We start from the raw sequence: 22,301 nt of genomic DNA, 5'->3' as shown, positions 1-22,301 counted from the left end.
GTTGATGATGGCAAGTCTTTCACAAGCCGTCAGTTCGCTGTTCCTCAAGGAATTCGTCGGGGCTTTCTTTCTGTCGATGCGCTATTTCTTCGCGCCGAAGGCGACGCTGAACTACCCGTTCGAAAAGGGGCCGATCAGCCCGCGTTTCCGCGGCGAGCATGCGCTGCGCCGCTATCCAAACGGCGAGGAACGCTGCATTGCCTGCAAGCTGTGCGAGGCGATCTGTCCTGCCCAGGCGATTACCATCGAAGCCGGCCCGCGCCGCAACGACGGTACCCGTCGAACGGTCCGATACGACATCGACATGGTGAAGTGCATCTATTGTGGTTTCTGCCAGGAAGCCTGTCCGGTGGACGCGATCGTCGAGGGTCCGAACTTCGAGTTCGCCACCGAGACGCGCGAAGAGCTTTACTACGACAAGGACCGGCTGCTCTCGAACGGTGACCGTTGGGAGCAGGAAGTCGCCCGCAATATCGCAATGGACTCGCCTTACCGCTGAGACCGCTGCGCCGGGATTGCGTCCGCCGCCAAGGCGGACATCATTGAGATTGAGGCGTTGGCCGGACATTCCGGGACGCCAGTGGACAGGATGGTTCTCGCCATGCCTGCCCGGGGAAGACGAAAAAGGCACCGATCATGGGTCTGCAGGCTCTTTTTTTCTATCTTTTTTCATTCGTCGCGGTCGCGTCGGCGTTCATGGTCATTTCTGCGCGCAATCCGGTTTACTCCGTGCTGTTCCTGATCCTGACTTTCTTCAATTCGGCCGGCCTGTTCCTCCTGACGGGCGCCGAGTTCTTGGCGATGATCCTGCTGGTGGTCTATATCGGCGCGGTCGCCGTTCTCTTCCTCTTCGTGGTGATGATGCTCGACATCGACTTCACGCAGTTGAGGGCAGGGGTCCTTGAATACGCGCCGGTCGGCGCGCTGATCGGGATCATCCTGGCGGCGGAACTCGTCATCGTCATCGGCGGCAGCAGCTTCTCGCCCGAAATCGCCAAGACGATCTCCATGCCGATCCCGGCCGTGGCGGATCGCACGAACACGGCGGCGCTCGGCGACGTGCTCTATACGCATTACGTCTACTTCTTCCAGATCGCGGGCCTGGTGCTGCTGGTCGCCATGATCGGCGCGATCGTGCTGACCCTGCGTCACCGCGAAAACATCAAGCGCCAGGATATTACGCAACAGGTTGCCCGGACGCCGAAAACCGCTGTCGAAGTGGTCAAGGTCAAGTCGGGGCAGGGCCTTTAAGACGGACGGGGTCAAGGAACATCATCATGGAAATCGGTATTTCCCACTATCTGACCGTCAGCGCCATCCTGTTCACACTGGGCGTCTTCGGCATCTTCCTCAACCGGAAGAACGTCATCGTCATCCTGATGTCGATCGAGCTCATCCTGCTCGCGGTGAACATCAACATGGTCGCCTTCTCGTCGTTCTTGAACGACATCACCGGCCAGGTGTTCGCGCTGTTCATTCTGACCGTCGCGGCTGCGGAAGCTGCCATCGGTCTTGCAATTCTCGTCGTCTTCTACCGCAACCGCGGCTCCATCGCCGTGGAAGACGTCAACATGATGAAGGGCTGATCGGGCTATGAATACGATTATTCAAGCTGTCGTTTTCCTGCCGCTGATCGGCTTCCTGATCGCGGGCCTGTTCGGTACCTCGATCGGCGCCAAGGCTTCGGAATACGTCACCAGCGGTTTCATGATCATTGTCGCGGTCCTGTCCTGGATCGTCTTCTTCAACATCGCGCTTGGCGAAACGGAGATGGTCAAGGTCACCGTGATGCGCTGGATCCAGTCCGGCAGCTTCGACGCCGAATGGGCCTTCCGCGTCGACACGCTGACGGCAGTGATGTTCGTCGTCGTCAACACGGTGTCGTGCCTGGTTCACATCTATTCGATCGGCTATATGCACCACGACCCGCATCGGCCGCGCTTCTTTGCCTATCTGTCGCTGTTCACATTCGCCATGCTGATGCTGATCACCTCCGACAACCTGCTGCAGATGTTCTTCGGCTGGGAAGGCGTCGGTCTTGCCTCCTATCTGCTGATCGGCTTCTGGTACAAGAAGCCGTCTGCCTCGGCCGCGGCCATGAAGGCGTTCATCGTCAACCGCGTTGGCGACTTTGGTTTCGCGCTCGGCATCTTCGGTGTGTTCGTGCTGTTCGGTTCGATCAGTTTTGAAACGATCTTCGCCGCTGCCTCGAGCTACCTGCCGGCTGAAGGCGCTGCCGAAGGTGGCGAAGCTGTCATCAATCTGTTCGGCATGCATCTCGACAAGGCACATGCGATTACCGCCATCTGCCTGCTGCTGTTCATGGGCGCGATGGGCAAGTCGGCGCAGTTCCTGCTGCACACCTGGCTGCCGGACGCCATGGAAGGCCCGACGCCCGTCTCGGCGCTCATCCATGCCGCGACCATGGTCACCGCCGGCGTCTTCCTCGTCGCCCGCATGTCGCCGCTGTTCGAACTGTCGCATACGGCGCTGATGGTCGTGACCGTTGTTGGTGCGATCACCGCCTTCTTCGCGGCGACGGTCGGTCTTGTCCAGAACGACATCAAGCGCGTCATCGCCTATTCGACCTGTTCGCAGCTCGGCTACATGTTCGTCGCGCTCGGTGTCGGTGCCTATGGCGCCGGTATCTTCCACCTGTTCACGCATGCCTTCTTCAAGGCTCTGCTGTTCCTTTGCGCCGGCTCGGTCATCCATGCCGTCGATGGCGAACAGGACATGCGCTACATGGGCGGCCTGCGCAAGCACATCAAATGGACGTTCCTGATGATGATGATCGGCACGCTGGCCATCACCGGCGTCGGTATCCCGTTCTCTGGTATCGGTCTCGCGGGGTTCATCTCGAAGGATATCATCATCGAGTCCGCCTATGCGGCGCATTCGCCGGTCGCGGGTTTTGCCTTCACGCTGCTCGTCATCGCCGCCTGCTTCACCAGCTTCTATTCCTGGCGCCTGATCTTCATGACCTTCTACGGCAAGCCGCGCGCTTCCCATGACGTCATGCATCACGTCCATGAATCGCCGATGGTCATGCTGGTGCCGCTGTTCATTCTCGGCGTCGGCGCGATCGCCGCCGGCATGGTATTCGAAGGCGATTTCTTCGGCCATCACTATGCCGAGTTCTGGCAGGGTGCGCTGTTCACCGGACCGGAAAACGAGATCTTGGAGCACTTCCATCATGTTCCGGCCCTGGTTGCGTTGAGCCCGTTCATCGCCATGATCCTCGGCTTCGTCACGGCCTGGTACATGTACATCCGTTCGCCCGAAACGCCAAAATATCTGGCGGAACAGCATCGTGGCCTCTATCAGTTCCTGCTGAACAAGTGGTACTTCGACGAGCTCTACGACTTCCTGTTCGTTCGCCCGGCCAAGCGCATCGGTACCTTCCTCTGGAAGGAAGGTGACGGACGCGTCATCGACGGCTACGGCCCGAACGGCATTGCCGCACGCGTCATGGACGTGACCGACCGTGTCGTTCGCCTGCAGACCGGTTACCTCTATCACTACGCCTTCGTGATGCTGATCGGCATCGCGGCGCTTGTTACCTGGATGATGCTCGGGAGTTCCTTCTGATGACCGATTGGCCTATTCTTTCCGCGGTCACCTTCCTGCCGCTCGTCGGCGTTGTTCTTCTGCTGCTCACGCGGGAAGACAGCGTTTCCGGGCGCCGCAACATCCTCAATATCTCGCTTTTGACCACGATCGTGACGTTCATCGTCTCGGCGTGGATCTGGTGGAATTTCGACAAGTCGAACCCCGGCTTCCAGATGGTCGAGAAGCATGCCTGGCTCGGCACCGGCATTTCCTACCATCTCGGCGTCGACGGTATTTCGGTGCTGTTCGTCGTGCTGTCGGCCTTCCTCATGCCTTTCTGCGTTCTCGCCAGCTGGATCACGGTGGAAAAGCGCCTGAAGTCTTACATGATCGCCTTCCTTCTCCTGGAAGTGTTCATGATCGGCGTCTTCGTGTCGCTCGACATCGTGCTGTTCTACGTGTTCTTCGAAGCCGGCCTCATTCCGATGTTCATCATCATCGGCGTCTGGGGCGGCAAGGACCGCGTCTACGCGTCCTACAAGTTCTTCCTTTACACGTTGCTCGGCTCGGTGCTGATGCTGCTCGCCATCATGGCAATGTACTGGCAGGCCGGAACGACGGATATCGCCGAACTGCTGGCCTATCAGTTCCCGCGCCAGATGCAGACATGGCTCTGGCTGGCCTTCTTCGCCTCCTTCGCGGTGAAGATGCCGATGTGGCCGGTCCATACCTGGCTTCCGGATGCGCACGTTCAAGCCCCGACGGCAGGCTCGGTCATCCTGGCGGGTGTTCTCCTGAAGCTTGGCGGGTACGGTTTCCTGCGCTTCTCGCTGCCGATGTTTCCGTTGGCGTCGGACTATTTCGCGCCTTTCGTCTTCACGCTCTCGGTCGTTGCGATCATCTATACCTCGCTGGTGGCGATGATGCAGTCCGACATCAAGAAACTGATCGCCTATTCCTCGGTCGCCCATATGGGTTACGTGACGATGGGGATATTCGCGGCCAATACGCAAGGGGTCCAGGGCGCCATCTTCCAGATGCTGTCGCACGGCCTTGTGTCCGGCGCGCTCTTCCTTTGCGTCGGCGTGGTTTATGACCGCACCCATACCCGCGAGATCAGCGCCTATGGCGGTCTCGTCAACAACATGCCGAAATACGCGGTCGCCTTCATGATCTTCACGATGGCCAATGTCGGTCTTCCCGGTACGTCGGGCTTCGTCGGTGAAATCACCGTGCTGCTCGGCGCTTTCCGTGCCAATACATGGGTTGCATTCTTCGCGACGACCGGCGTTATCCTGTCGGCCTGTTATGCTCTCTGGCTTTACCGCCGGATCATTTTCGGCTCACTGGACAAGGACAGCCTGAAGTCACTGCTCGATCTTTCAGGGCGTGAAAAGGCTCTGCTCTATCCACTGATCGTGCTCACCATCTTCTTCGGCGTCTATCCGGCTCCGGTATTCGATGCGACGGCTGCTTCGGTGGACGTACTGGTAAACAATTACACTGCGGCCGTGCAGGCAGCGCATGATGTTGCGCTTTCGGCGGAATGACGACGGGACGGGATTGAAATGACTGCTGATACATTCCTCGCAAGCCTGCACCTGTCGACGCCGGAACTCATTCTTGCGGTCGGCGCCCTGTTGCTGTTGATGATCGGTGTGTTCTCGAGCGAGAAATCGTCCGGGATGGTCACAGGCCTGGCCGTTATCCTGCTCGCCGTTGCCGGAGCGTTCGTCTGGCAGACCGGCGATGGCCAAGCCTATAACGGTGCCTTCCTGTCGGATGCCTTCGGCCGGTTCATGAAGACCCTGACGCTGATCGGCTCGATCGTCGCGCTGATCATGTCGGCGGGGGAGGCGCGGTCCGCCGGTATCAACCGTTTCGAGTTTCCGGTCCTGATCGTTCTGGCGACACTCGGCATGCTGCTGATGATTTCGGCTAACGACCTGATCTCGGTCTATCTGGCGCTCGAACTGCAGTCGCTGGCGCTCTATGTCGTCGCTGCGATGCACCGTGACAATCTCCGTTCGACGGAAGCCGGCCTGAAATATTTCGTGCTCGGCGCCCTGTCGTCGGGCATGCTGCTCTACGGCATGTCGCTGGTCTACGGCTTCACCGGCCATACCGGCTTCGAAGGCATCGCCGCGGCCCTGTCGGCGGAAACCCGTTCGCTCGGTCTCGTCTTCGGACTGGTCTTCATTCTCGCCGGCGTGGCGTTCAAGATCTCGGCTGTGCCGTTCCACATGTGGACGCCTGATGTCTATGAAGGTGCTCCGACGCCGGTCACCGCTTTCTTCGCAGCCGGGCCGAAGGTCGCTGCCATGGCCATGCTGATCCGCCTGGTGATCACGCCGTTCCAGCCGATCATGCACGACTGGCAGCAAGTCATCGTGTTCATCTCGATCGCCTCGATGCTGCTCGGTTCCTTCGCCGCCATCGGCCAGACCAACATCAAGCGACTGATGGCGTACTCTTCGATTGGCCACATGGGCTACGCGCTGGTGGGCATCTCGGCGGGTTCGATGGCCGGCATTCGCGGCGTTCTCATCTACATGCTGGTCTATATGGTCATGACGCTCGGCACCTTTGCCTGCATCATGGCGATGAAGCGCAAGGACGGAAATTACGTCGAGAATGTCGACGATCTCGCCGGCCTGTCGCAGACCAATCCGCTGATGGCAACCGTGCTGACGGTGATGATGTTCTCGCTGGCCGGCATCCCACCGCTCGCAGGCTTCTTCGCCAAGTATTTCGTGTTCATGGCGGCGATCGAGGCGCATCTCTACGCGTTGGCGATCATCGGTGTTCTGGCTTCCGTCGTTGGCGCCTACTACTACCTGCGTGTTGTCAAGCTGATGTGGTTCGATGATCCGAAGGGCGAATTCGCCCGTCCGTCCGGTGTTCTCCGGTTGGTCTACGGTCTTTCCGGCCTGTTCGTGCTGGCCTATGTCCTGGTCGGCGGCTGGATCGGTACCGCGGCGGAAGTCGCTGCCCGGACGTTCTTTTGACCGGAGGAAACCGGATCGGCAGGATCGGGCTCGATGACTTCAGACACACCGTGCTTGGTGATGTTGGATCGACGAACACGGAATGCCTGAACCGTGCCCGCGCCGGCGATCCGGGTTTGCACTGGGTCACGGCGACAAGGCAGATTGCCGGTCGGGGACGTCGGGGCAGGTCCTGGACGTCGGAAGCCGGCAATCTCTACGCGTCGCTGCTGCTGATCGATCCGGCGCCGATGGAAAAGCTGCATTCGCTGCCGCTCGCCGTTGCCGTTGCGGTGCAGAATGCCATCCAGTCGGTCATGCCGCCGGGTTCGGAGCCGGTCATGATCAAATGGCCGAACGATATTCTGATTGAAGGCAAGAAGTGCTGCGGTATCCTGCTGGAGGGCGAAGGCCTGCCGAATGGCCATCACGCTCTTGTCATCGGTATCGGCATCAATGTGGCTTTGACACCAGACCATGGACTATATCCTGTGACGAGTTTGCATGCGCAGGGGGCATCCGTTTCGCCCGATGACCTGTTTGCCCGTCTGTTCGTCAGCATGGCGGACGCCCTGCAGGTCTGGAACCGTGGCGAAGGCATTGCCGAGATCATTGCCCAATGGCGGTCCGCCGCTGGCGGTATCGGACAAAAGATTACGGTCAACCTGCCGGACCGCTCGCTTTCCGGCCGGTTCGAAGGCATAGATGAAGAAGGCCGACTGCTGCTCGATCTCGGGGCAGGCGTGGTTCAACGTATCGCCGCTGGCGATGTATTTTTCGGATAAAAAGGCGCAATCTTTCAATGAGCAAACAAGACGAACTCGTCTTCCTGCCGCTGGGCGGGGTTGGGGAAATCGGTATGAACCTGGCCCTGTACGGCTATGGCGCACCGTCCCACCGCCAGTGGATCATGGTCGATTGCGGCGTGACCTTTCCGGGGCTCGATCTGCCCGGCGTCGATCTGGTGCTTCCCGACATCCGGTTCCTGGCGGAAGAGCGCAAGAACCTGAAGGGCATCATCATCACCCATGCCCACGAAGATCACTACGGGGCGCTCGCCGATCTGTGGCCCGGCCTCAACGTGCCGGTTTATGCATCGCCGTTCACCGCCGGCATGCTGGAAGCCAAGCGCAGCTATGAGCGCAGCCGCGCCGAAGTGCCGATCACGATCTTCAAGGAAGGCGACCGCATCAATGTCGGTCCGTTCGAGATCGAAGCGGTCGGCGTCAACCATTCGATCCCCGAGCCAATGTCGCTGGTCATCCGCACGCCGCTCGGCAATGTCGTCCACACGGGCGACTGGAAGATCGACCATGCGCCGTCGCTCGGGCCGTTCACCGACGAAGCCCGCTTCCGCGCCATTGGCGACGAGGGCGTGCTGGCGCTGATGTGCGACAGCACCAATTCGATGCGCGACGGCGTCTCGCCTTCTGAAGAGGAAGTGTCCGCCAGCCTTACCAAGATCATCGAGGAAGCCGAGGGACGTGTGGCGATCACCACCTTCTCGTCCAATGTCGGACGTATCCGCTCGATCGCCAAGGCTTCTGCTGCCGCCGGTCGTGAGGTCCTTCTTCTCGGTAGTTCCATGAAGCGCGTCTGCGACGTCGCGCGCGACGTCGGCCTGATGGAAGGCCTGAACCCGTTCATCGCGGAAGACGAGTTTGGTTATATCCCGCGCGACAAGGTCGTCGTGATCCTGACCGGCAGCCAGGGGGAATCTCGCGCGGCCCTTGCCAAGATTTCCCGTGACGAAATGCGCAATGTCGCGTTGACGGCCGGCGATACTGTCGTCTTCTCCTCGCGCGCCATTCCGGGTAACGAAAAGGCGATCAACGACATCAAGAACGGTCTGGTCGAGCAGGGTATTCATATCGTCACCGACAGCGAGGCGCTGGTTCACGTTTCCGGCCATCCCCGTCGTAACGAACTGCAGCAGATGTATGCCTGGACGCGGCCGCAGATGCTTGTGCCTGTGCATGGGGAGGCGGCTCACCTGACCGCGCAAGCGGAACTCGGCCTTCAGTCCGGCATCAAGACCGTTCCAAAGGTGCGCAACGGCGATATCCTGCGGCTGGCGCCTGGTCCCGCGACTGTCATCGGCGAAGCGCCGCACGGCCGCATCTACAAGGACGGCGGCCTGATCGGCGATTTCGACGAGATGGGCATCGGCGAACGCCGCAAGCTCTCCTTCGCCGGCCATGTCTCCGTCAACGTGGTTCTCGATGACCGTTACGATTTCGCCGCCGACCCGATCGTTGTTCCGATCGGCTTGCCGGAGTTCGACGACGAGGGCGAGGATATGAACGACACGCTCTATGACGCCGTGCTCGGCGCCGTCGAAAGCATTCCGCGCGGCAAGCGCAAGGATCTGGCGATGGTAACGGAAGCCGTGCGTCGTGCCATCCGCAGCACCGCCAACGAGGTCTGGGGCAAGAAGCCGGTCGTCACGGTGTTCGTCAACAGGCTTTGATAGCGCCGATATCTGCTAGGTGGGTGTCCAGGAAACGACAGCGCGAAAGGCAATCCATGCTCGGACGTGTCAATCACATCGCTCTTGCCGTGCCGGATCTCGATGCGGCGGCTGACCGTTATCGTTCGATGCTCGGCGCGTCGGTAACGGAGCCCGACGCATTGCCGGAGCATGGCGTGCGGGTCGTGTTCGTCACGCTCGACAACACCAAGGTCGAACTGCTGGAGCCTCTCGGTGAAGACTCGCCGATCGCGGCCTTTCTCGTCAAGAACCCGTCCGGCGGCATGCACCATATCTGCTACGAGGTTGCCGACATCCTGACGGCGCGCGACAGCTTGATCGCAGCCGGGGGGAGGGTGCTCGGCAGCGGTGAGCCGAAGATCGGCGCCCATGGCAAGCCGGTGCTTTTCCTGCATCCGAAGGATTTCTTCGGAACGCTGATCGAACTGGAACAGGTGTGACAGATAGGCGCGTTTGTTCGACGCGCGTGAAAGGTCTATAAGGTCTCATCTTACCGAAGAACTGTTCGCTCAGCCTTCATCACGAGAAAACAAGATGCCGTTTTTTTCCGTCTTCGCGATCTATTTCATCATCTGGTGGCTGTCGCTGTTCATTGTCCTGCCGATCGGTCTGAGGACGCAGGCCGAGGAGAACGAGGTGGTGCCCGGCAGCGTGGAAAGCGCACCCGCGCGCTTCCGGCCCCTGAAGATTTTCCTGGCGACATCGGTGCTGGCGGCGATCATCCATTTGGCCTGGTACATCGTTTCCGTCCGCTTGGGCTACGGCATTGATGCTATCCCGCACTTTGCTCCGAAATTCTATTGATCAAGATCAGTGTTTCGTTTGCGACGCCCATTGATGTGATAGCGACGAATGACGCGAAGTCAGGTTCCAGCGGTGATGTACGTGCCACATATTTGACACGATTAAGGAGTGCGGGATGGTCCTGCACGTGATTTGCCGGAAAAATGTCAAAAAAAAACAAGGCTAAAAGCCTTGTTCTCTAAAGTATCGCGTGATCCTTATCCGTTTCCGGTGGCTGCGTATAAACGCGCCTAAGATCTTATCCTCCCAAGACTTGACCGCGAAATCGACAAGAATTTAATCTCCCTGCCTCTTTTGTGAGCCAAAACTAGCTCAAACATTATGCGTTGTCATCTGATTTTTTTGCATTTTTGCTACAGTTCGGCAAAATTTTTCCATTGACAACTTCCAGCGAAATCCTGTTACTACCGTGCCTTTTTGACGCAGATCGCGCTCCCTTTCCCACCTTGAGAAGTCCGCTGCCGTAAGGTCTGGGGACCGCGAAGATCACGGGTTTTCTTCCTGCCTCGAAGCGTTTAGAACGCGTGAGCGCGGTACGTCCTTCTTTCGGAATCAACTGGCCGGATCATCGCGGCATACAGTCAAACGGCAGTGTCCGGTTCGCGCCGATAGCAAGCGTGACTGGTCTGCAAGCTCAACGTTATTTCGCCCGATTCCAACGATAGTGCGAAGTGCTTCTCAGTTCTGGAACCCATTCATGCGTCTGTCCCGCTTTTTCATGCCCATTCTGAAGGAAAATCCCAAGGAAGCGGAGATTGTCTCGCATCGGCTGATGCTGCGCGCCGGCATGGTGCGGCAGCAGTCCGCCGGCATCTACAGCTGGCTGCCGCTCGGCAAGCGCGTTCTCGACAAGGTCAACGCGATCATCCGCGAGGAACAGAACCGCGCCGGCGCCATCGAGCTTTTGATGCCGACGCTGCAATCGGCCGAACTCTGGCAGGAAAGCGGGCGCTACGAGGCCTATGGCAAGGAAATGCTGCGCATCAAGGACCGGCAGGACCGCCCGATGCTCTACGGCCCGACCAACGAGGAAATGGTCACCGATATCTTCCGGTCCTACGTCAAGTCCTACAAGGACCTGCCGCTGAACCTCTATCATATCCAGCTGAAATTCCGCGACGAGATCCGTCCGCGCTTCGGCACGATGCGCTCGCGCGAATTTCTGATGAAGGACGCCTATTCCTTCGACCTGACGAAGGAGGGGGCCATCCACTCCTACAACAAGATGTTCGTGGCCTATCTGCGCACCTTCGATCGCCTCGGCCTGCGCGCCATTCCGATGCGGGCCGATACCGGCCCGATCGGCGGCAACCACAGCCATGAATTCATCATTCTCGCCGACACCGGCGAGTCCGAGGTCTTCTGCCACAAGGATTTCGTCGATTTTGACATTCCGGCCGTTGATACGGATTTCGACAGCGTGACGGGCCTGGAAAGCGTCTTCGACATGTGGACGTCTCTCTATGCCGCTACGTCGGAAATGCATGACGAGGCAGCCTTCAACGCCATTCCCGAAGGTGAGCGTCTTTCGGCTCGCGGCATCGAAGTCGGTCACATCTTCTATTTCGGCACGAAATATTCCGAGCCGATGGGCGGCAAGGTGCAGGGTCCCGATGGCAAGGAGCACACGGTGCATATGGGCTCCTACGGCATCGGCCCGACCCGTCTGGTGCCGGCCATCATCGAGGCCTCGCATGACGAGAACGGCATCATCTGGCCGGCTTCCGTGGCGCCGTTCGATGCTGTGGTCATCAACATGAAGTCCGGTGCTGCCGCCTGCGACGCGGCCTGCGAAACCATCTATGCCGCGCTCAACAAGGCTGGTCTCGATACCCTCTATGACGACACGGACGACCGTGCCGGTGCCAAGTTCGCGCAGGCCGACCTGATCGGCGTGCCGGTGCAGATCATTGCCGGCCCGCGCTCCGTCGCCAATGGCGAGGTCGAACTCAAGGACCGCAAGACGGGCGCCCGCGAAACATTGACCATCGAGGCTGCCATCAACAAGCTGACCGCCGCGAAATAAGGGACCAATAAATGAGCGCCGCGACGCTAGAGCAGGAAAAGACGGCGACATCCCAGTCGCCGTCGAGCCGTGCATTCTCGACATTTGAACGCATGGTGGCCTGGCGCTACCTGCGCTCGCGCCGCAAGGAGGCGTTCATTTCGGTGATCGCCGGCTTTTCCTTCATCGGCATCATGCTCGGCGTCGCGACGCTGATCATCGTCATGGCCGTCATGAACGGCTTTCGCACGGAACTGATCTCGCGCATCCTCGGCATCAACGGCCATATGATCGTCCAGCCGCTCGACGGCCCGCTCGACAATTATGCCGACCTCGCGACGAAGTTTTCCGGCGTCACCGGCGTCACCATGGCGATCCCGATGATCGAGGGCCAGACGCTGGCCTCCGGTCCGAGCGGCGCCGGAACGGGGGCTTTGGTGCGTGGCGTGCGTGCCGAAGACCTGACCAAGATGAAGGCGATCTCGGACCACATTACCGCCGGCGACATGGTCGGTTATGCGTCTGGAACTGGTGTTTTGATCGGCAAGCGCATGGCGGATCAGCTTGGCATCACTGCCGGCGGCACGATTACCCTGGTTTCTCCGGAAGGCGACATCACCCCGATGGGCGTCAATCCGCGGGTCAAATCCTACACGGTTTCGGGCACGTTCGAGCTCGGCATGTCGGAATATGACGCCTCGATCATTTTCATGCCGCTCGAGGAAGCGCAGCTCTATTTCAACGCGCCCGGCATCGCCCAGTCGATTGAACTGTTCGTCACCAATCCGGACCTGGTCGATGACCTGCGCCAGCCAGTGGAAGACGCCGCTGGTCGTCAGGTGCTGATCAGCGACTGGCGCGACCGAAACAAGACCTTCTTCTCGGCACTTGCGGTCGAACGCAACGTCATGTTCATGATCCTCACCCTGATCGTGCTGGTGGCGGCGCTCAACATCGTTTCCGGCCTGATCATGCTGGTAAAGGACAAGGGCAGCGACATCGCCATCCTGCGCACCATGGGCGCGACATCGGGTGCGATCATGCGTATCTTCTTCATGACGGGGGCCGCGATCGGCATCGTCGGAACCTTTGCCGGCGTGCTTCTCGGTGTCATTGTCTGCCTGAACATCGAATCCATCCGCCAGTTTTTCTCCTGGCTCTCGGGTGAAACGCTCTTCAACCCGGAACTCTATTTTCTCAGCCAGCTTCCGGCCGACATGAACCCGGGCGAAACCATTTCCGTGGTCGCCATGGCCATCGGCCTTTCCTTCCTCGCCACGATCTTTCCGGCCTGGCGCGCCTCGCGCCTCGATCCGGTTCAGGCTCTGCGCTACGAATAACTAAGGATTACCGACACGATGAATGCGCGCGTGGCACTGCAGCTTACCGGCGTCGAACGGCATTACAGCCAGGGTGACGAGACCCTGACGATTCTGAAAGGGGCGAACTTTTCCCTCCATGGCGGCCAGACCGTTGCACTCGTCGCGCCCTCCGGCACCGGCAAGTCGACGCTTCTCCATCTGGCGGGCTTGCTTGAGCGTCCGGATGGCGGTGAAGTGCTGATCAACGGCCAGTCCTGCGGCGAACTCAGCGACCAGCAGCGTACGTCGATCCGTCGCAACGACATCGGCTTCGTCTACCAGTTCCACCATCTGCTGCCGGAATTCACCGCGGTCGAGAACATCATGATGCCGCAGCTGATCGCTGGCCTCGCCAAGGCCGAGGCGCGCGAACGGGCCGCAGCCCTGCTCGATTACATGCGCATCGGCCACCGGGCCGAACATCGCCCCTCCGAGCTCTCCGGCGGCGAGCAGCAACGCGTCGCCATCGCCCGCGCCGTCGCCAATGCACCGCTGGTTCTTTTGGCCGACGAGCCGACCGGCAATCTCGATCCGGAAACGGCCGGCTACGTCTTCGAGGCGCTGGAAGCCCTGGTGCGCCAATCCGGCCTCGCGGCCATGATCGCCACGCACAATTACGATCTTGCCGCGCGTATGGACCGCCGCGTCACGATCGAGGACGGCAAGGTCGTCGAACTCTAACCAGTTTGAACAGCTCCTGCTATTTCTGGCAGGCCGTCTGTCCCACGTCGTCGTTCCAGTCCTTGAGGAAGACCAGCCTGCCGGTGACCGCCACAGAGCGGCCATTGCTCTTTCCCTTGCCGGTGAGGACATTGAAATCGCAGTCCGACATATTGTCGGGATCGAGCGTGTCGTAAGACGTATAGGTATAACCGGCAACGACGAAGTCGAAGTTGCGATAAGCAACGGTCAGCTTCTGTTCCCAGCGGTCGCGCCCCACCGCATCGTTGTGCGAAGTGATCAGGATCGAGCCGTTGGGCAGGGCAGTGATCGAAGGCACCTGTCCGGCCATCGCCAGGTGTCCCCAGATCTTGTTAGGCGCAATCGTCTTCAGCGTCAGCGCGCCGGTATCGCCGTCATTGAGGTAGATGTAGACGGCATTGTCCTCGTCGCTGTCGGCGTCGGGCGCGACCAGCATGGCGAGGTCCACATTGCCGTCCTTGTCCCAGTCGCCCGTGGCGGCTGAAAGGATACGTTCCGGGTCAATTGCGTCCGCAGCCGATACCACCTGTGCGCTCAGTCCAAACAGCGCCGTCAGGACGGCCAGCGACATCTTCATTCGTAATCTCCCCTTTGTGATCGGCGCAGACTAGCCAGCCGGTTTGTCGCCGTCCAGACGGTTTACCGGCCTCAAGGCGGAGAGGGAAATTGTTTACCATCCCGCAGCCGTCCATCCGTCGATCCGAATTTGCTGCTTGACGCGTGAACATAAATAGAACATTAAAAGAACATAACGAAAAAGGAGCCCCGCAATGACCGACTTTATTCGTGACCTCGCAGCGTTCACCTCCGTCGCAATGTTCATCGCCAGCTTTTCCATCATCATGATGGGCATGTGATCTTGTTTTCAGACCGTCGAATCTTCTTCCGGCTTTTCGGACTGGCGACTGGCACGTGACCCGGGCCTGTGGACAATCCATCCGGTGGTTGAAAAAGCGGCCCCGGGCCGGATGAATTCTGGACATCGGCGAACGGAAACAGGATATCCTCGGGCCTTCACGGGAATCGAGGTATGCCATGGCGGATGCGGTCAACGACAAGCAGCGGGATAGCGGCGCCTCAGGTGGTGCTTCCCCGCAATTCGTCCATCTTCGCGTCCATTCGGCCTTTTCTCTGCTCGAAGGCGCCCTGCCGGTCAAGAAGATCATCGGCAAGGCAGTGGCGGACGGCCAGCCGGCGATCGGCATCGCCGACACCAACAATCTGTTCGCAGCGCTCGAATTCTCGCAGAAATGCATGGATGACGGCCTGCAGCCGCTGATCGGCTGCCAGTTGTCGATCGACATGGGCGATGAGGGCGAGGCGGAGAAGCGTGGCCATGCACAGCATCTGGCCAAGCTTCCGTCGATCGTTTTGATCGCCGCCACGGACGCGGGCTATGTGCGCCTCGTCGATCTCGTCAGCCGTGCCTATCTCGGCGGCGAGGGCAATCAGTCGGTGCGCATCGCACTGTCCTGGCTGCAGGAAGACGGCGCGGAAGGGCTGATCGCGCTCACCGGCGCGTCCGGCGGCCCCATCGATATGCCATTGAAGTCGGGCCATCCGGCAGTGGCCGAAGCGCGCCTCAAGGCGCTGGCCGAGGTGTTCGGCGACCGTCTCTATGTCGAAATCCAGCGCCACGGCAAATATGATCGCCGGCATGAAAATCGGGTCGTCGATCTCGCCTACAAGCTCGAATTGCCGATCGTCGCGACCAACGAGCCGTTCTTTCCATCGCCAGCGGAATTCGAGGCCCATGATGCGCTGATGGCGGTGGCGCACAATGCCATGGTCTCCGACGACAGCCGCTTCCGCCTGACGCCCGATCATTACCTGAAGAGCCGCAAGGACATGGCGGCGCTGTTTGCCGATCTGCCGGAAGCGCTGGAAAACACGATCGAGATCGCCAGGCGCTGCTCCTTCGTCTTGAAGACGCGCGGGCCAATCCTGCCGCGCTTTACCGGTGCGTCCGACGATCCCAAGGAAGCCGAGCGCGCCGAAGAACTGGAACTTCGCCGCCAGGCTGTCGAAGGCCTGGAGCAGCGCATGAGCAAGCTCGGCCTGTCTGGTGGCTATACCGAGACCGACTATCGCGAACGGCTTGATTTCGAACTCGGCGTTATCGAGAAGATGAAATTCCCCGGTTACTTCCTGATCGTTGCCGATTTCATCAAATGGGCGAAACAGCAGGATATTCCGGTTGGTCCGGGCCGTGGCTCGGGGGCGGGCTCGCTGGTCGCTTATGCTCTGACCATCACCGACGTCGATCCTTTGCGCTTCTCCCTGCTGTTCGAACGCTTCCTCAATCCGGACCGCGTCTCGATGCCCGACTTCGACATCGACTTCTGTCAGGACCGGCGCGAAGAGGTGATCCGCTATGTCCAGCGCAAGTATGGCCGCGAGCAGGTGGCGCAGATCATTACCTTCGGATCGCTGCAGGCACGCGCCGCGTTGCGTGACGTCGGCCGCGTGCTCGAAATGCCCTATGGCCAGGTCGACAAGATCTGCAAGCTGGTGCCGAACAACCCCGCCAATCCGACCCCGCTCTCCAAGGCGATCGAGGAAGAGCCGCGCTTTCAGGAGGAGGTCGACAAGGAGCCGGTGATCGGCCGGCTGCTCGACATCGCCCAGAAGATCGAGGGGCTCTACCGCCACGCTTCGACCCATGCCGCCGGCATTGTCATCGGGGACCGGCCGCTGTCGCAACTGGTGCCGATGTACCGCGATCCGCGCTCCGATATGCCGGTCACCCAGTTCAACATGAAGTGGGTGGAACAGGCGGGGCTCGTCAAGTTCGACTTCCTCGGTCTGAAGACGCTGACGGTTCTCAAGGTCGCCGTCGATTTCATCCGCAAGCGCGGTATCGAGGTCAATCTCGAAGCCTTGCCGCTCGATGATCAGAAGACCTACGAGATGCTGTCCAAGGGCGACACGGTCGGTGTGTTCCAGGTGGAAAGCGCCGGCATGCGCAAGGCGCTGATCGGCATGCGGCCGGACTGTATCGAGGATATCATCGCGCTGGTGGCGCTCTATCGCCCAGGCCCGATGGAAAATATTCCGACCTACAATGCCCGCAAGCATGGCGAGGAGGAAATCGAGTCGATCCATCCGATGATCGATCACCTGCTAAAGGAAACCCAGGGGGTTATCGTCTACCAGGAACAGGTGATGCAGATCGCCCAGGTTCTGTCCGGATACTCGCTTGGCGAAGCCGACTTGCTGCGCCGCGCCATGGGCAAGAAGATCAAGGCGGAAATGGACAAGCAAAGCGAACGCTTTGTCGATGGCGCCATCAAGAACAGTGTTCCCAAGGCACAAGCCATCAACATTTTCGAACTGTTGGCCAAGTTCGCGAACTACGGCTTCAATAAGAGCCACGCGGCGGCCTATGCCATCGTTTCCTACCAGACGGCCTATCTGAAGGCGCATTTCCCGGTCGAGTTCCTGGCAGCGTCGATGACGCTGGACATGTCGAACACCGACAAGATCAACGACTTTCGCCAAGATGCGATGCGGCTCGGCATCTCCATCATTCCGCCATCGGTCCAGACCTCGTTCCGCCGCTTCGAGACCGGCGAGAACCGCATCTACTATTCGCTGGCCGCTATCAAGGGCGTCGGCGAAGCGGCGGTCGATCACATCGTTGCCGTGCGCGGCGACGAGCCCTTTGCCGATCTCGAGGATTTTTGCCTGCGGATCGATCCGAAACTTCTGAACCGCCGCGTCTTCGAAAGCCTGATCTGCGCCGGTGCCTTCGATTGCTTCGGCTTCGATCGTGCGGAGCTTGTCGGCGGCCTTGACCGCGTTCTCGGCTTTGCCCAGATCGCCCAGGCCAATAAGGTCAGCGGCCAGAGCGACATGTTCGGGGCAGGGGCGGCCACCGGACCGGAAAGGATCAGCCTGCCGCCCTATTCGCCCTGGCTGGCGTCGGAAAAGCTGCACCGCGAATTCCAGGTTCTGGGCTTCTATCTCTCGGCCCACCCGCTCGATACCTATAACGAACTCCTGAACAAGATCCGCGTCCAGACCTTCGGCGATTTTGCCGCATCGGTGAAGAAGGGGGCGACAGCAGGGCGCCTTGCCGGCACGGTGACGTCCAAGCAGGAGCGGAAGACCCGCACCGGCAACAAAATGGGCATCATCGCCTTTTCCGATTCCTCCGGCCAGTTCGAGGCCGTGCTGTTTTCAGAAGCGCTGAACCAGTATCGGGATTTGCTGGAGGCCGGCAAATCGCTGGTCATGACGGTGCAGGCGGAAGAGCGGCCGGAAGGCATCGGCCTGCGCATCCAGACGCTGCAATCGTTGGAAGAGCGGTCGTTGCAGATGCAGAAGGCGCTACGCGTCTATGTGCGCGACAGTGGCCCGTTGCGTTCGGTCGCAACGCATCTCAACACGCGCGGTGATGGCCTGGTGTCGTTCATCGTCATCAAGGACAATGGCCAGCGCGAGATTGAGGTCGAGCTCAACGAGAAATATCGCATCTCGCCGGAAATTGCCGCGGCGCTCAGGACCGCGCCGGGCGTGATCGACGTCGAGCTTGTCTAACCGCGGTTAGTCGCGGCTGTCAGGATTTCGGCGTGTGGGTGATTGTGACGAAATCGGTGCCGTCGCCGGTTTCCTGACCCAAGCCCATGTCGGATATGGTCAGCGATGAGCCTTCCGAGAGCAGGCCGTCGATGCGCTTGCGGACATCGTCGGGGATGATGATGCGGGCGAGCACGCGCTGCGTCACGTTGAACGCCATCGCATCCTCCTGAAGCGTGATGCCGAGCCGCTTCTTCATCGGGCCGGGCAGGGTATTGTCCAGCGCCATGCCGAACCATTCGCCCTTGCCGGTTGCCGGATCCATGTTCTGGAACTGCAGGAAATGCGTGCCGAGCGCCATTTCCGGCTTGTCGATGACGACAGGCGTTTCGAACAGCGGCTCGAAATCGCGGCGCACCAGAAGCTGGCCGTTCGGCGGCTTGCCCTTGCCGGTCTTCAGGTAGAGCGCCTCGACGAAAGCCGGCGTGATCTTGCCGTCCATGGTGAGTTTTTCCGCCGTCTGGAATGCCTTGACGGCTTCCAGCGTCTGCGCGCCGGCATAACCATCGGCAACGCCTGCGGCATAACCGAGCTGGTTGAGCAACTGCTGGATGTCGAGCGTCACCTCCCGGTGGCCGCGATGGGTGATCAGGATGCGGATCGGTGGCTTCTTCTCGATTTCTAAGGCGGCGGTCTTTGTCGGGTCCGTTTCGTTGGTCGCCACTTCCACGGTTTGCGTGTGAACTTGCGACACGCTCGGCCGCAACGTCGCGTCCGAGAGCAGGGCCGGCTCCTCCGCCTGCGGCTGGAACAGGAATGGATCGGAGATCACGATGGGCGTCAACTGCCGGTCGGAGACCACCACATGCAGGCCGCGCCCCGTCATCGTGAACAGTTGCCTTGCGAAGTCGTCGGGCAAACGCACGCAGCCGTGGGAGGCGGGATAGGCCGGTACATGGTTCGAGGCATGCAACGCGATGCCCGACCATGTCAGCCGCTGCATGAAGGGCATCGGCGCGTTCGAATAAATGTTCGACTTGTGAAAGCGGCGCTTCTCGAGGATTGAGAATATGCCCGTTGGCGTTGAATGGCCGGCCTTTCCAGTGGAGACGTTGGATGTCGCCACGACCGTGTTGCCGTCATAGACGACAAGCGATTGCTGGTCCTTGGAAACGATGATCTGCAGCGGCGCCTGATCGCCGGCAGCAAGTGCTGTGCTTGCATGAAGCGCAAGGGAAAGGCCGATACCGAAGGCGAAACGCAGAACCATGGGAACACCCGGACGCAAAACATCAGACAGAAATTGAAGATGAGCCTAGCCTGCGAGATTTAACGAAGCTTTGCTGTTTCGCACGGAACACGAATGCATGTCGCGCAAAAGCGTGCAGCGGTTTTGCCAAAACGACATGCTTGAGAATGTGAAGCCGGCTACTTTCTGCGACCCTTGCCGAAGGTGTAGCCGGTTTCCACCGTCGCCTTGCCGAACTTGTCGCGAAGCATGTTGATCGCGGCCTCTGCCGCCGCCCGCCGGGTCGCCTGCTCATCGACAAGGTCCGGCGGATCTGCAAGGTCGGGATCGGACAGGTCGGAAACGCCGATGCCGATCAGGCGGAATTTCGTGCCGTCGGTTTCCTTGTCGAGCAACTGCATGCCGGTGCGGAAGATGCGGTCGGCAAGCCGGGTCGGGCTGTCGAGCCGGCGGTTACGCGTGCGGATCTTGAAATCGGCCGTCTTCAGTTTCAATACCACAGTCTGGCCGGCAATATCGCTCTTGCGCAGGCGGTGCGCCACCTGTTCGCTCAGCCGGCGCAGATGGGCGACGAGATCATCATAGTCGCAGAGGTCGTCGTTGAAGGTCGTTTCAGACGACACGCTCTTCGCCTCGCCATTGATTTCCACGGCGCGTTCGTCCTGTCCGCGCGACAGGCGGTAGAGGCGCTGGCCCATCGTGCCGTAGCGCTTCATCAGGTCGGTTTCCTCCATTGTCTGGAGTTGGCCTATGGTGCGGATGCCATCGCGCTCCAGCGTCGCGGCAAAGGCCTTTCCGACGCCCCAGATCAGCGTCACCGGTCGTTCCCTCAGGAAGTCCTGAGCCTCGGCTACCCCGATCACGGAAAAGCCGCGCGGTTTCTGCAGGTCGGAGGCGACCTTGGCGAGGAATTTGCAGTAGGACAGACCCACGGAAACCGTGATGCCGATCTCCTGTTCGACGCGGCGGGCGAATTTCGCCAGCGTGCGGGCCGGGGGATCATGATGCAGGCGCTCGGTGCCTTGGAGTTCCAGGAAGGCCTCATCGATCGACAGGGGCTGCACCAGCGGCGTCAGTTCCTGCATCAGCGTGCGGATCTGCCGACCGACGCGCACATATTTCTCCATGTCCGGCTTGATGACGATGGCCTGCGGACAGGCTTCCAGCGCCTTGAACATCGGCATGGCCGAGCGCACGCCGTGGATACGGGCTATATAGCAGGCCGTGGAAACGACACCACGCTTGCCGCCGCCGATGATGACAGGCCTGTCGGCAAGCTCCGGATTGTCGCGTTTCTCCACCGACGCATAGAAAGCGTCGCAGTCGATATGGGCAAGGGTCAACTGGTAGAGTTCGTCGTGATAGAGCAGGCGCGGGCTGCCGCAGGCGCGACAACGGCGGATATCGGCCGGCTGCCCCTTCAGGCAACCCCTGCAAAAGCCCGGATGGTGCTGCGCGTCTGTTTGCATCGATCGGAACAAAAGTTGAACATTTTCACGCTACCTCGTAACATGCCGAGTCTCAAGGCGTGTGATCCTCAATCTCGCGCGCTGTCCCGGGAAAGGTTCGCTTGAACAAGATATCCACATATCAGATGACGGCAGGCCAGACGCTAACGCAACAGATGCCTACGGATGATTTCCGCCGTCTGCGCCCAGCCTTCCGCTGTCATGATGCCGTCGCCGGGCGGCGGGGCCATGGCCCGGAATTCCGCATTGGCCATCAGGTTGATCAACAGGCAATCCGGCGCGCAGGCGCGCACCGACTGAAGATTGCGCAGGATGTCGTCGATGAAGATCAGCGGCACGTCGCGGGCGTCGTGCAGACGCTGGATGATCGGTCCCTTCGGCTCCTCGCTCGCCAACAGCGGATAATGCAGCCCGTGCCGGTCGAGCAGAGCGCGTCGCATGGCGGCATGGCGCGGCGCCATGGCGGTCAGGAAAACGATGTCGGCGTTCTTGGCAAGGTCCGCCAGCGTCTCGACAACTTGGTCCGCCGGTGTCTGCCACTGATCTTGCTGCCTGAAGAATTCCTCGAGAAACGTGCGGGTCTGCGTCTCGCTGACCGGCTCGCCGTTCTCGATCGCGACGATATTGCCATGCAGCTTGAAGGAGCGCGGCAGAAGGTCGTGGCCGGACGAATTGAGGAAGTTGCGCAGGGGGGTGAGGAATTCCAGCACCACTTCGTCGATGTCGCAGACGATCAGGGGGCGGGCGATCAGGCTGATATGGCCGAAATCGAGCGTGTCGCTCACGATCAGAAGTCCCCGGAATCGTCGGGGCCGGACAACATCATATGGGCGCGCACCACGGCTTCGGGCTTTACGCCGGTCGTCTCGCAGAAGGCGAGCAGAGTCGGTTCGTGTCCCATCAGGAAATCGACGACACCGGCGAGAAAGTTGGGATCGGCGGCGGCGTTGCGCAGGGACGAGACATCGGTGCCGGTCAGCGCCAGGAAGCGCTCGAGCAGTTCCGGTTCGTTGGCGAGCCATGCGAGGATTGAGATTGCTGTTTCTTCCGCCGGGGTCACGCCTGTTTCATCCTTGTCGCATCGTAGCGATTTTTTCGCTGAATATTACCTGTTTTTCAACCAAATAGCTTTAGCCTCAGGTTTCCGGCAGCCGGTGAAA

19 protein-coding genes are annotated in these 22,301 nt (G+C 60.1%); 14 read left to right on the top strand and 5 right to left on the bottom strand.

Features of this window, described 5'->3' with window-relative positions:
- Positions 1-7: 7 nt before the first annotated feature.
- The 13 genes from nuoI (at position 8) to ACST81_RS15695 (ending at position 13,881) form a co-directional block, all read left to right on the top strand.
- Positions 8-499, top strand: coding sequence for an NADH-quinone oxidoreductase subunit NuoI (gene nuoI, locus ACST81_RS15755; protein ID WP_325462653.1), 492 nt, complete (start codon positions 8-10; stop codon positions 497-499).
- Positions 500-636: 137 nt separating this feature from the next.
- Complete coding sequence (locus ACST81_RS15750) at positions 637-1,251, top strand: NADH-quinone oxidoreductase subunit J (RefSeq protein WP_438749081.1); 615 nt, start codon at positions 637-639, stop codon at positions 1,249-1,251.
- A 26-nt stretch (positions 1,252-1,277) separates the two neighbouring features.
- On the top strand, positions 1,278-1,586 hold the full coding sequence (gene nuoK / locus ACST81_RS15745; protein ID WP_209601116.1) for an NADH-quinone oxidoreductase subunit NuoK: 309 nt from the start codon (positions 1,278-1,280) through the stop codon (positions 1,584-1,586).
- A gap of 7 nt (positions 1,587-1,593) precedes the next feature.
- Positions 1,594-3,591, top strand: a complete 1,998-nt coding sequence (gene nuoL / locus ACST81_RS15740) for an NADH-quinone oxidoreductase subunit L (RefSeq protein ID WP_438749079.1) — start codon at positions 1,594-1,596, stop codon at positions 3,589-3,591.
- Positions 3,591-5,102, top strand: a complete 1,512-nt coding sequence (locus ACST81_RS15735) for an NADH-quinone oxidoreductase subunit M (RefSeq protein WP_438749077.1) — start codon at positions 3,591-3,593, stop codon at positions 5,100-5,102. The genes nuoL and ACST81_RS15735 overlap by 1 nt, the downstream gene beginning before the upstream one ends.
- Before the next feature lie 18 nt (positions 5,103-5,120).
- Positions 5,121-6,560: an NADH-quinone oxidoreductase subunit NuoN gene (gene nuoN, locus ACST81_RS15730; protein WP_438749076.1), complete on the top strand. Its 1,440-nt coding sequence runs from the start codon at positions 5,121-5,123 to the stop codon at positions 6,558-6,560.
- Entirely contained in the window at positions 6,557-7,324 is a 768-nt protein-coding gene (locus ACST81_RS15725) for a biotin--[acetyl-CoA-carboxylase] ligase (protein ID WP_438749075.1), read from the top strand. Before nuoN ends, ACST81_RS15725 begins: the two co-directional genes overlap by 4 nt.
- 17 nt (positions 7,325-7,341) lie before the next feature.
- On the top strand, positions 7,342-9,009 hold the full coding sequence (locus ACST81_RS15720; protein WP_438749073.1) for a ribonuclease J: 1,668 nt from the start codon (positions 7,342-7,344) through the stop codon (positions 9,007-9,009).
- Positions 9,010-9,065: 56 nt separating this feature from the next.
- Positions 9,066-9,470, top strand: a complete 405-nt coding sequence (mce, locus tag ACST81_RS15715) for a methylmalonyl-CoA epimerase (protein WP_438749071.1) — start codon at positions 9,066-9,068, stop codon at positions 9,468-9,470.
- Between the two features lie 94 nt (positions 9,471-9,564).
- Positions 9,565-9,834 carry a DUF1467 family protein gene (locus ACST81_RS15710; protein WP_438749069.1) on the top strand — a complete coding sequence of 90 codons (270 nt, stop codon included), beginning with the start codon at positions 9,565-9,567 and terminating at the stop codon, positions 9,832-9,834.
- Between the two features lie 697 nt (positions 9,835-10,531).
- Positions 10,532-11,860, top strand: coding sequence for a proline--tRNA ligase (gene proS, locus ACST81_RS15705; protein WP_438749067.1), 1,329 nt, complete (start codon positions 10,532-10,534; stop codon positions 11,858-11,860).
- An 11-nt stretch (positions 11,861-11,871) separates the two neighbouring features.
- The gene (locus tag ACST81_RS15700) at positions 11,872-13,179 is read left to right on the top strand and encodes a lipoprotein-releasing ABC transporter permease subunit (protein WP_438749066.1); all 1,308 of its coding nucleotides are present in this window, start codon (positions 11,872-11,874) and stop codon (positions 13,177-13,179) included.
- A gap of 18 nt (positions 13,180-13,197) precedes the next feature.
- Positions 13,198-13,881, top strand: a complete 684-nt coding sequence (locus tag ACST81_RS15695) for an ABC transporter ATP-binding protein (protein WP_438749064.1) — start codon at positions 13,198-13,200, stop codon at positions 13,879-13,881.
- A gap of 19 nt (positions 13,882-13,900) precedes the next feature.
- Here the strand turns inward: ACST81_RS15695 and ACST81_RS15690 are convergent, their stop codons facing one another.
- On the bottom strand, positions 13,901-14,479 hold the full coding sequence (locus ACST81_RS15690) for a hypothetical protein (RefSeq protein WP_438749062.1): 579 nt from the start codon (positions 14,477-14,479) through the stop codon (positions 13,901-13,903).
- Positions 14,480-14,937: 458 nt separating this feature from the next.
- Between ACST81_RS15690 and dnaE the strand changes: the two genes are divergently transcribed.
- Entirely contained in the window at positions 14,938-18,444 is a 3,507-nt protein-coding gene (gene dnaE, locus ACST81_RS15685) for a DNA polymerase III subunit alpha (RefSeq protein ID WP_438749060.1), read from the top strand.
- 19 nt (positions 18,445-18,463) lie between these two features.
- Here the strand turns inward: dnaE and ACST81_RS15680 are convergent, their stop codons facing one another.
- The 4 genes from ACST81_RS15680 to ACST81_RS15665 form a co-directional block, all read right to left on the bottom strand.
- Positions 18,464-19,687 (bottom strand): L,D-transpeptidase family protein, encoded by a 1,224-nt coding sequence (locus ACST81_RS15680; RefSeq protein ID WP_438753603.1) that lies wholly within the window; start codon positions 19,685-19,687, stop codon positions 18,464-18,466.
- Between the two features lie 164 nt (positions 19,688-19,851).
- Entirely contained in the window at positions 19,852-21,141 is a 1,290-nt protein-coding gene (locus tag ACST81_RS15675; RefSeq protein ID WP_438749058.1) for a DNA polymerase IV, read from the bottom strand.
- Positions 21,142-21,284: 143 nt separating this feature from the next.
- Positions 21,285-21,926 carry a hypothetical protein gene (locus tag ACST81_RS15670; protein WP_438749056.1) on the bottom strand — a complete coding sequence of 214 codons (642 nt, stop codon included), beginning with the start codon at positions 21,924-21,926 and terminating at the stop codon, positions 21,285-21,287.
- A gap of 2 nt (positions 21,927-21,928) precedes the next feature.
- Positions 21,929-22,201, bottom strand: coding sequence for a DUF3572 domain-containing protein (locus tag ACST81_RS15665; RefSeq protein WP_438749055.1), 273 nt, complete (start codon positions 22,199-22,201; stop codon positions 21,929-21,931).
- Positions 22,202-22,301 lie beyond the last annotated feature (100 nt).

The organism is Pararhizobium sp. O133, from assembly GCF_051669845.1.
GTDB lineage: Bacteria > Pseudomonadota > Alphaproteobacteria > Rhizobiales > Rhizobiaceae > Pararhizobium.
This window is presented reverse-complemented; position numbering and strand designations above follow the sequence as displayed.

Bases quoted from the DNA above. Each gene is read 5' to 3' on its own strand.
- nuoI (WP_325462653.1), top strand. From the start codon at position 8: ATGGCAAGTCTTTCACAAGCCGTCAGTTCGCTGTTCCTCAAGGAATTC.
- ACST81_RS15750 (WP_438749081.1), top strand. From the start codon at position 637: ATGGGTCTGCAGGCTCTTTTTTTCTATCTTTTTTCATTCGTCGCGGTC.
- nuoK (WP_209601116.1), top strand. From the start codon at position 1,278: ATGGAAATCGGTATTTCCCACTATCTGACCGTCAGCGCCATCCTGTTC.
- nuoL (WP_438749079.1), top strand. From the start codon at position 1,594: ATGAATACGATTATTCAAGCTGTCGTTTTCCTGCCGCTGATCGGCTTC.
- ACST81_RS15735 (WP_438749077.1), top strand. From the start codon at position 3,591: ATGACCGATTGGCCTATTCTTTCCGCGGTCACCTTCCTGCCGCTCGTC.
- nuoN (WP_438749076.1), top strand. From the start codon at position 5,121: ATGACTGCTGATACATTCCTCGCAAGCCTGCACCTGTCGACGCCGGAA.
- ACST81_RS15720 (WP_438749073.1), top strand. From the start codon at position 7,342: ATGAGCAAACAAGACGAACTCGTCTTCCTGCCGCTGGGCGGGGTTGGG.
- mce (WP_438749071.1), top strand. From the start codon at position 9,066: ATGCTCGGACGTGTCAATCACATCGCTCTTGCCGTGCCGGATCTCGAT.
- ACST81_RS15710 (WP_438749069.1), top strand. From the start codon at position 9,565: ATGCCGTTTTTTTCCGTCTTCGCGATCTATTTCATCATCTGGTGGCTG.
- proS (WP_438749067.1), top strand. From the start codon at position 10,532: ATGCGTCTGTCCCGCTTTTTCATGCCCATTCTGAAGGAAAATCCCAAG.
- ACST81_RS15700 (WP_438749066.1), top strand. From the start codon at position 11,872: ATGAGCGCCGCGACGCTAGAGCAGGAAAAGACGGCGACATCCCAGTCG.
- ACST81_RS15695 (WP_438749064.1), top strand. From the start codon at position 13,198: ATGAATGCGCGCGTGGCACTGCAGCTTACCGGCGTCGAACGGCATTAC.
- ACST81_RS15690 (WP_438749062.1), bottom strand. From the start codon at position 14,479: ATGAAGATGTCGCTGGCCGTCCTGACGGCGCTGTTTGGACTGAGCGCA.
- dnaE (WP_438749060.1), top strand. From the start codon at position 14,938: ATGGCGGATGCGGTCAACGACAAGCAGCGGGATAGCGGCGCCTCAGGT.
- ACST81_RS15675 (WP_438749058.1), bottom strand. From the start codon at position 21,141: ATGCAAACAGACGCGCAGCACCATCCGGGCTTTTGCAGGGGTTGCCTG.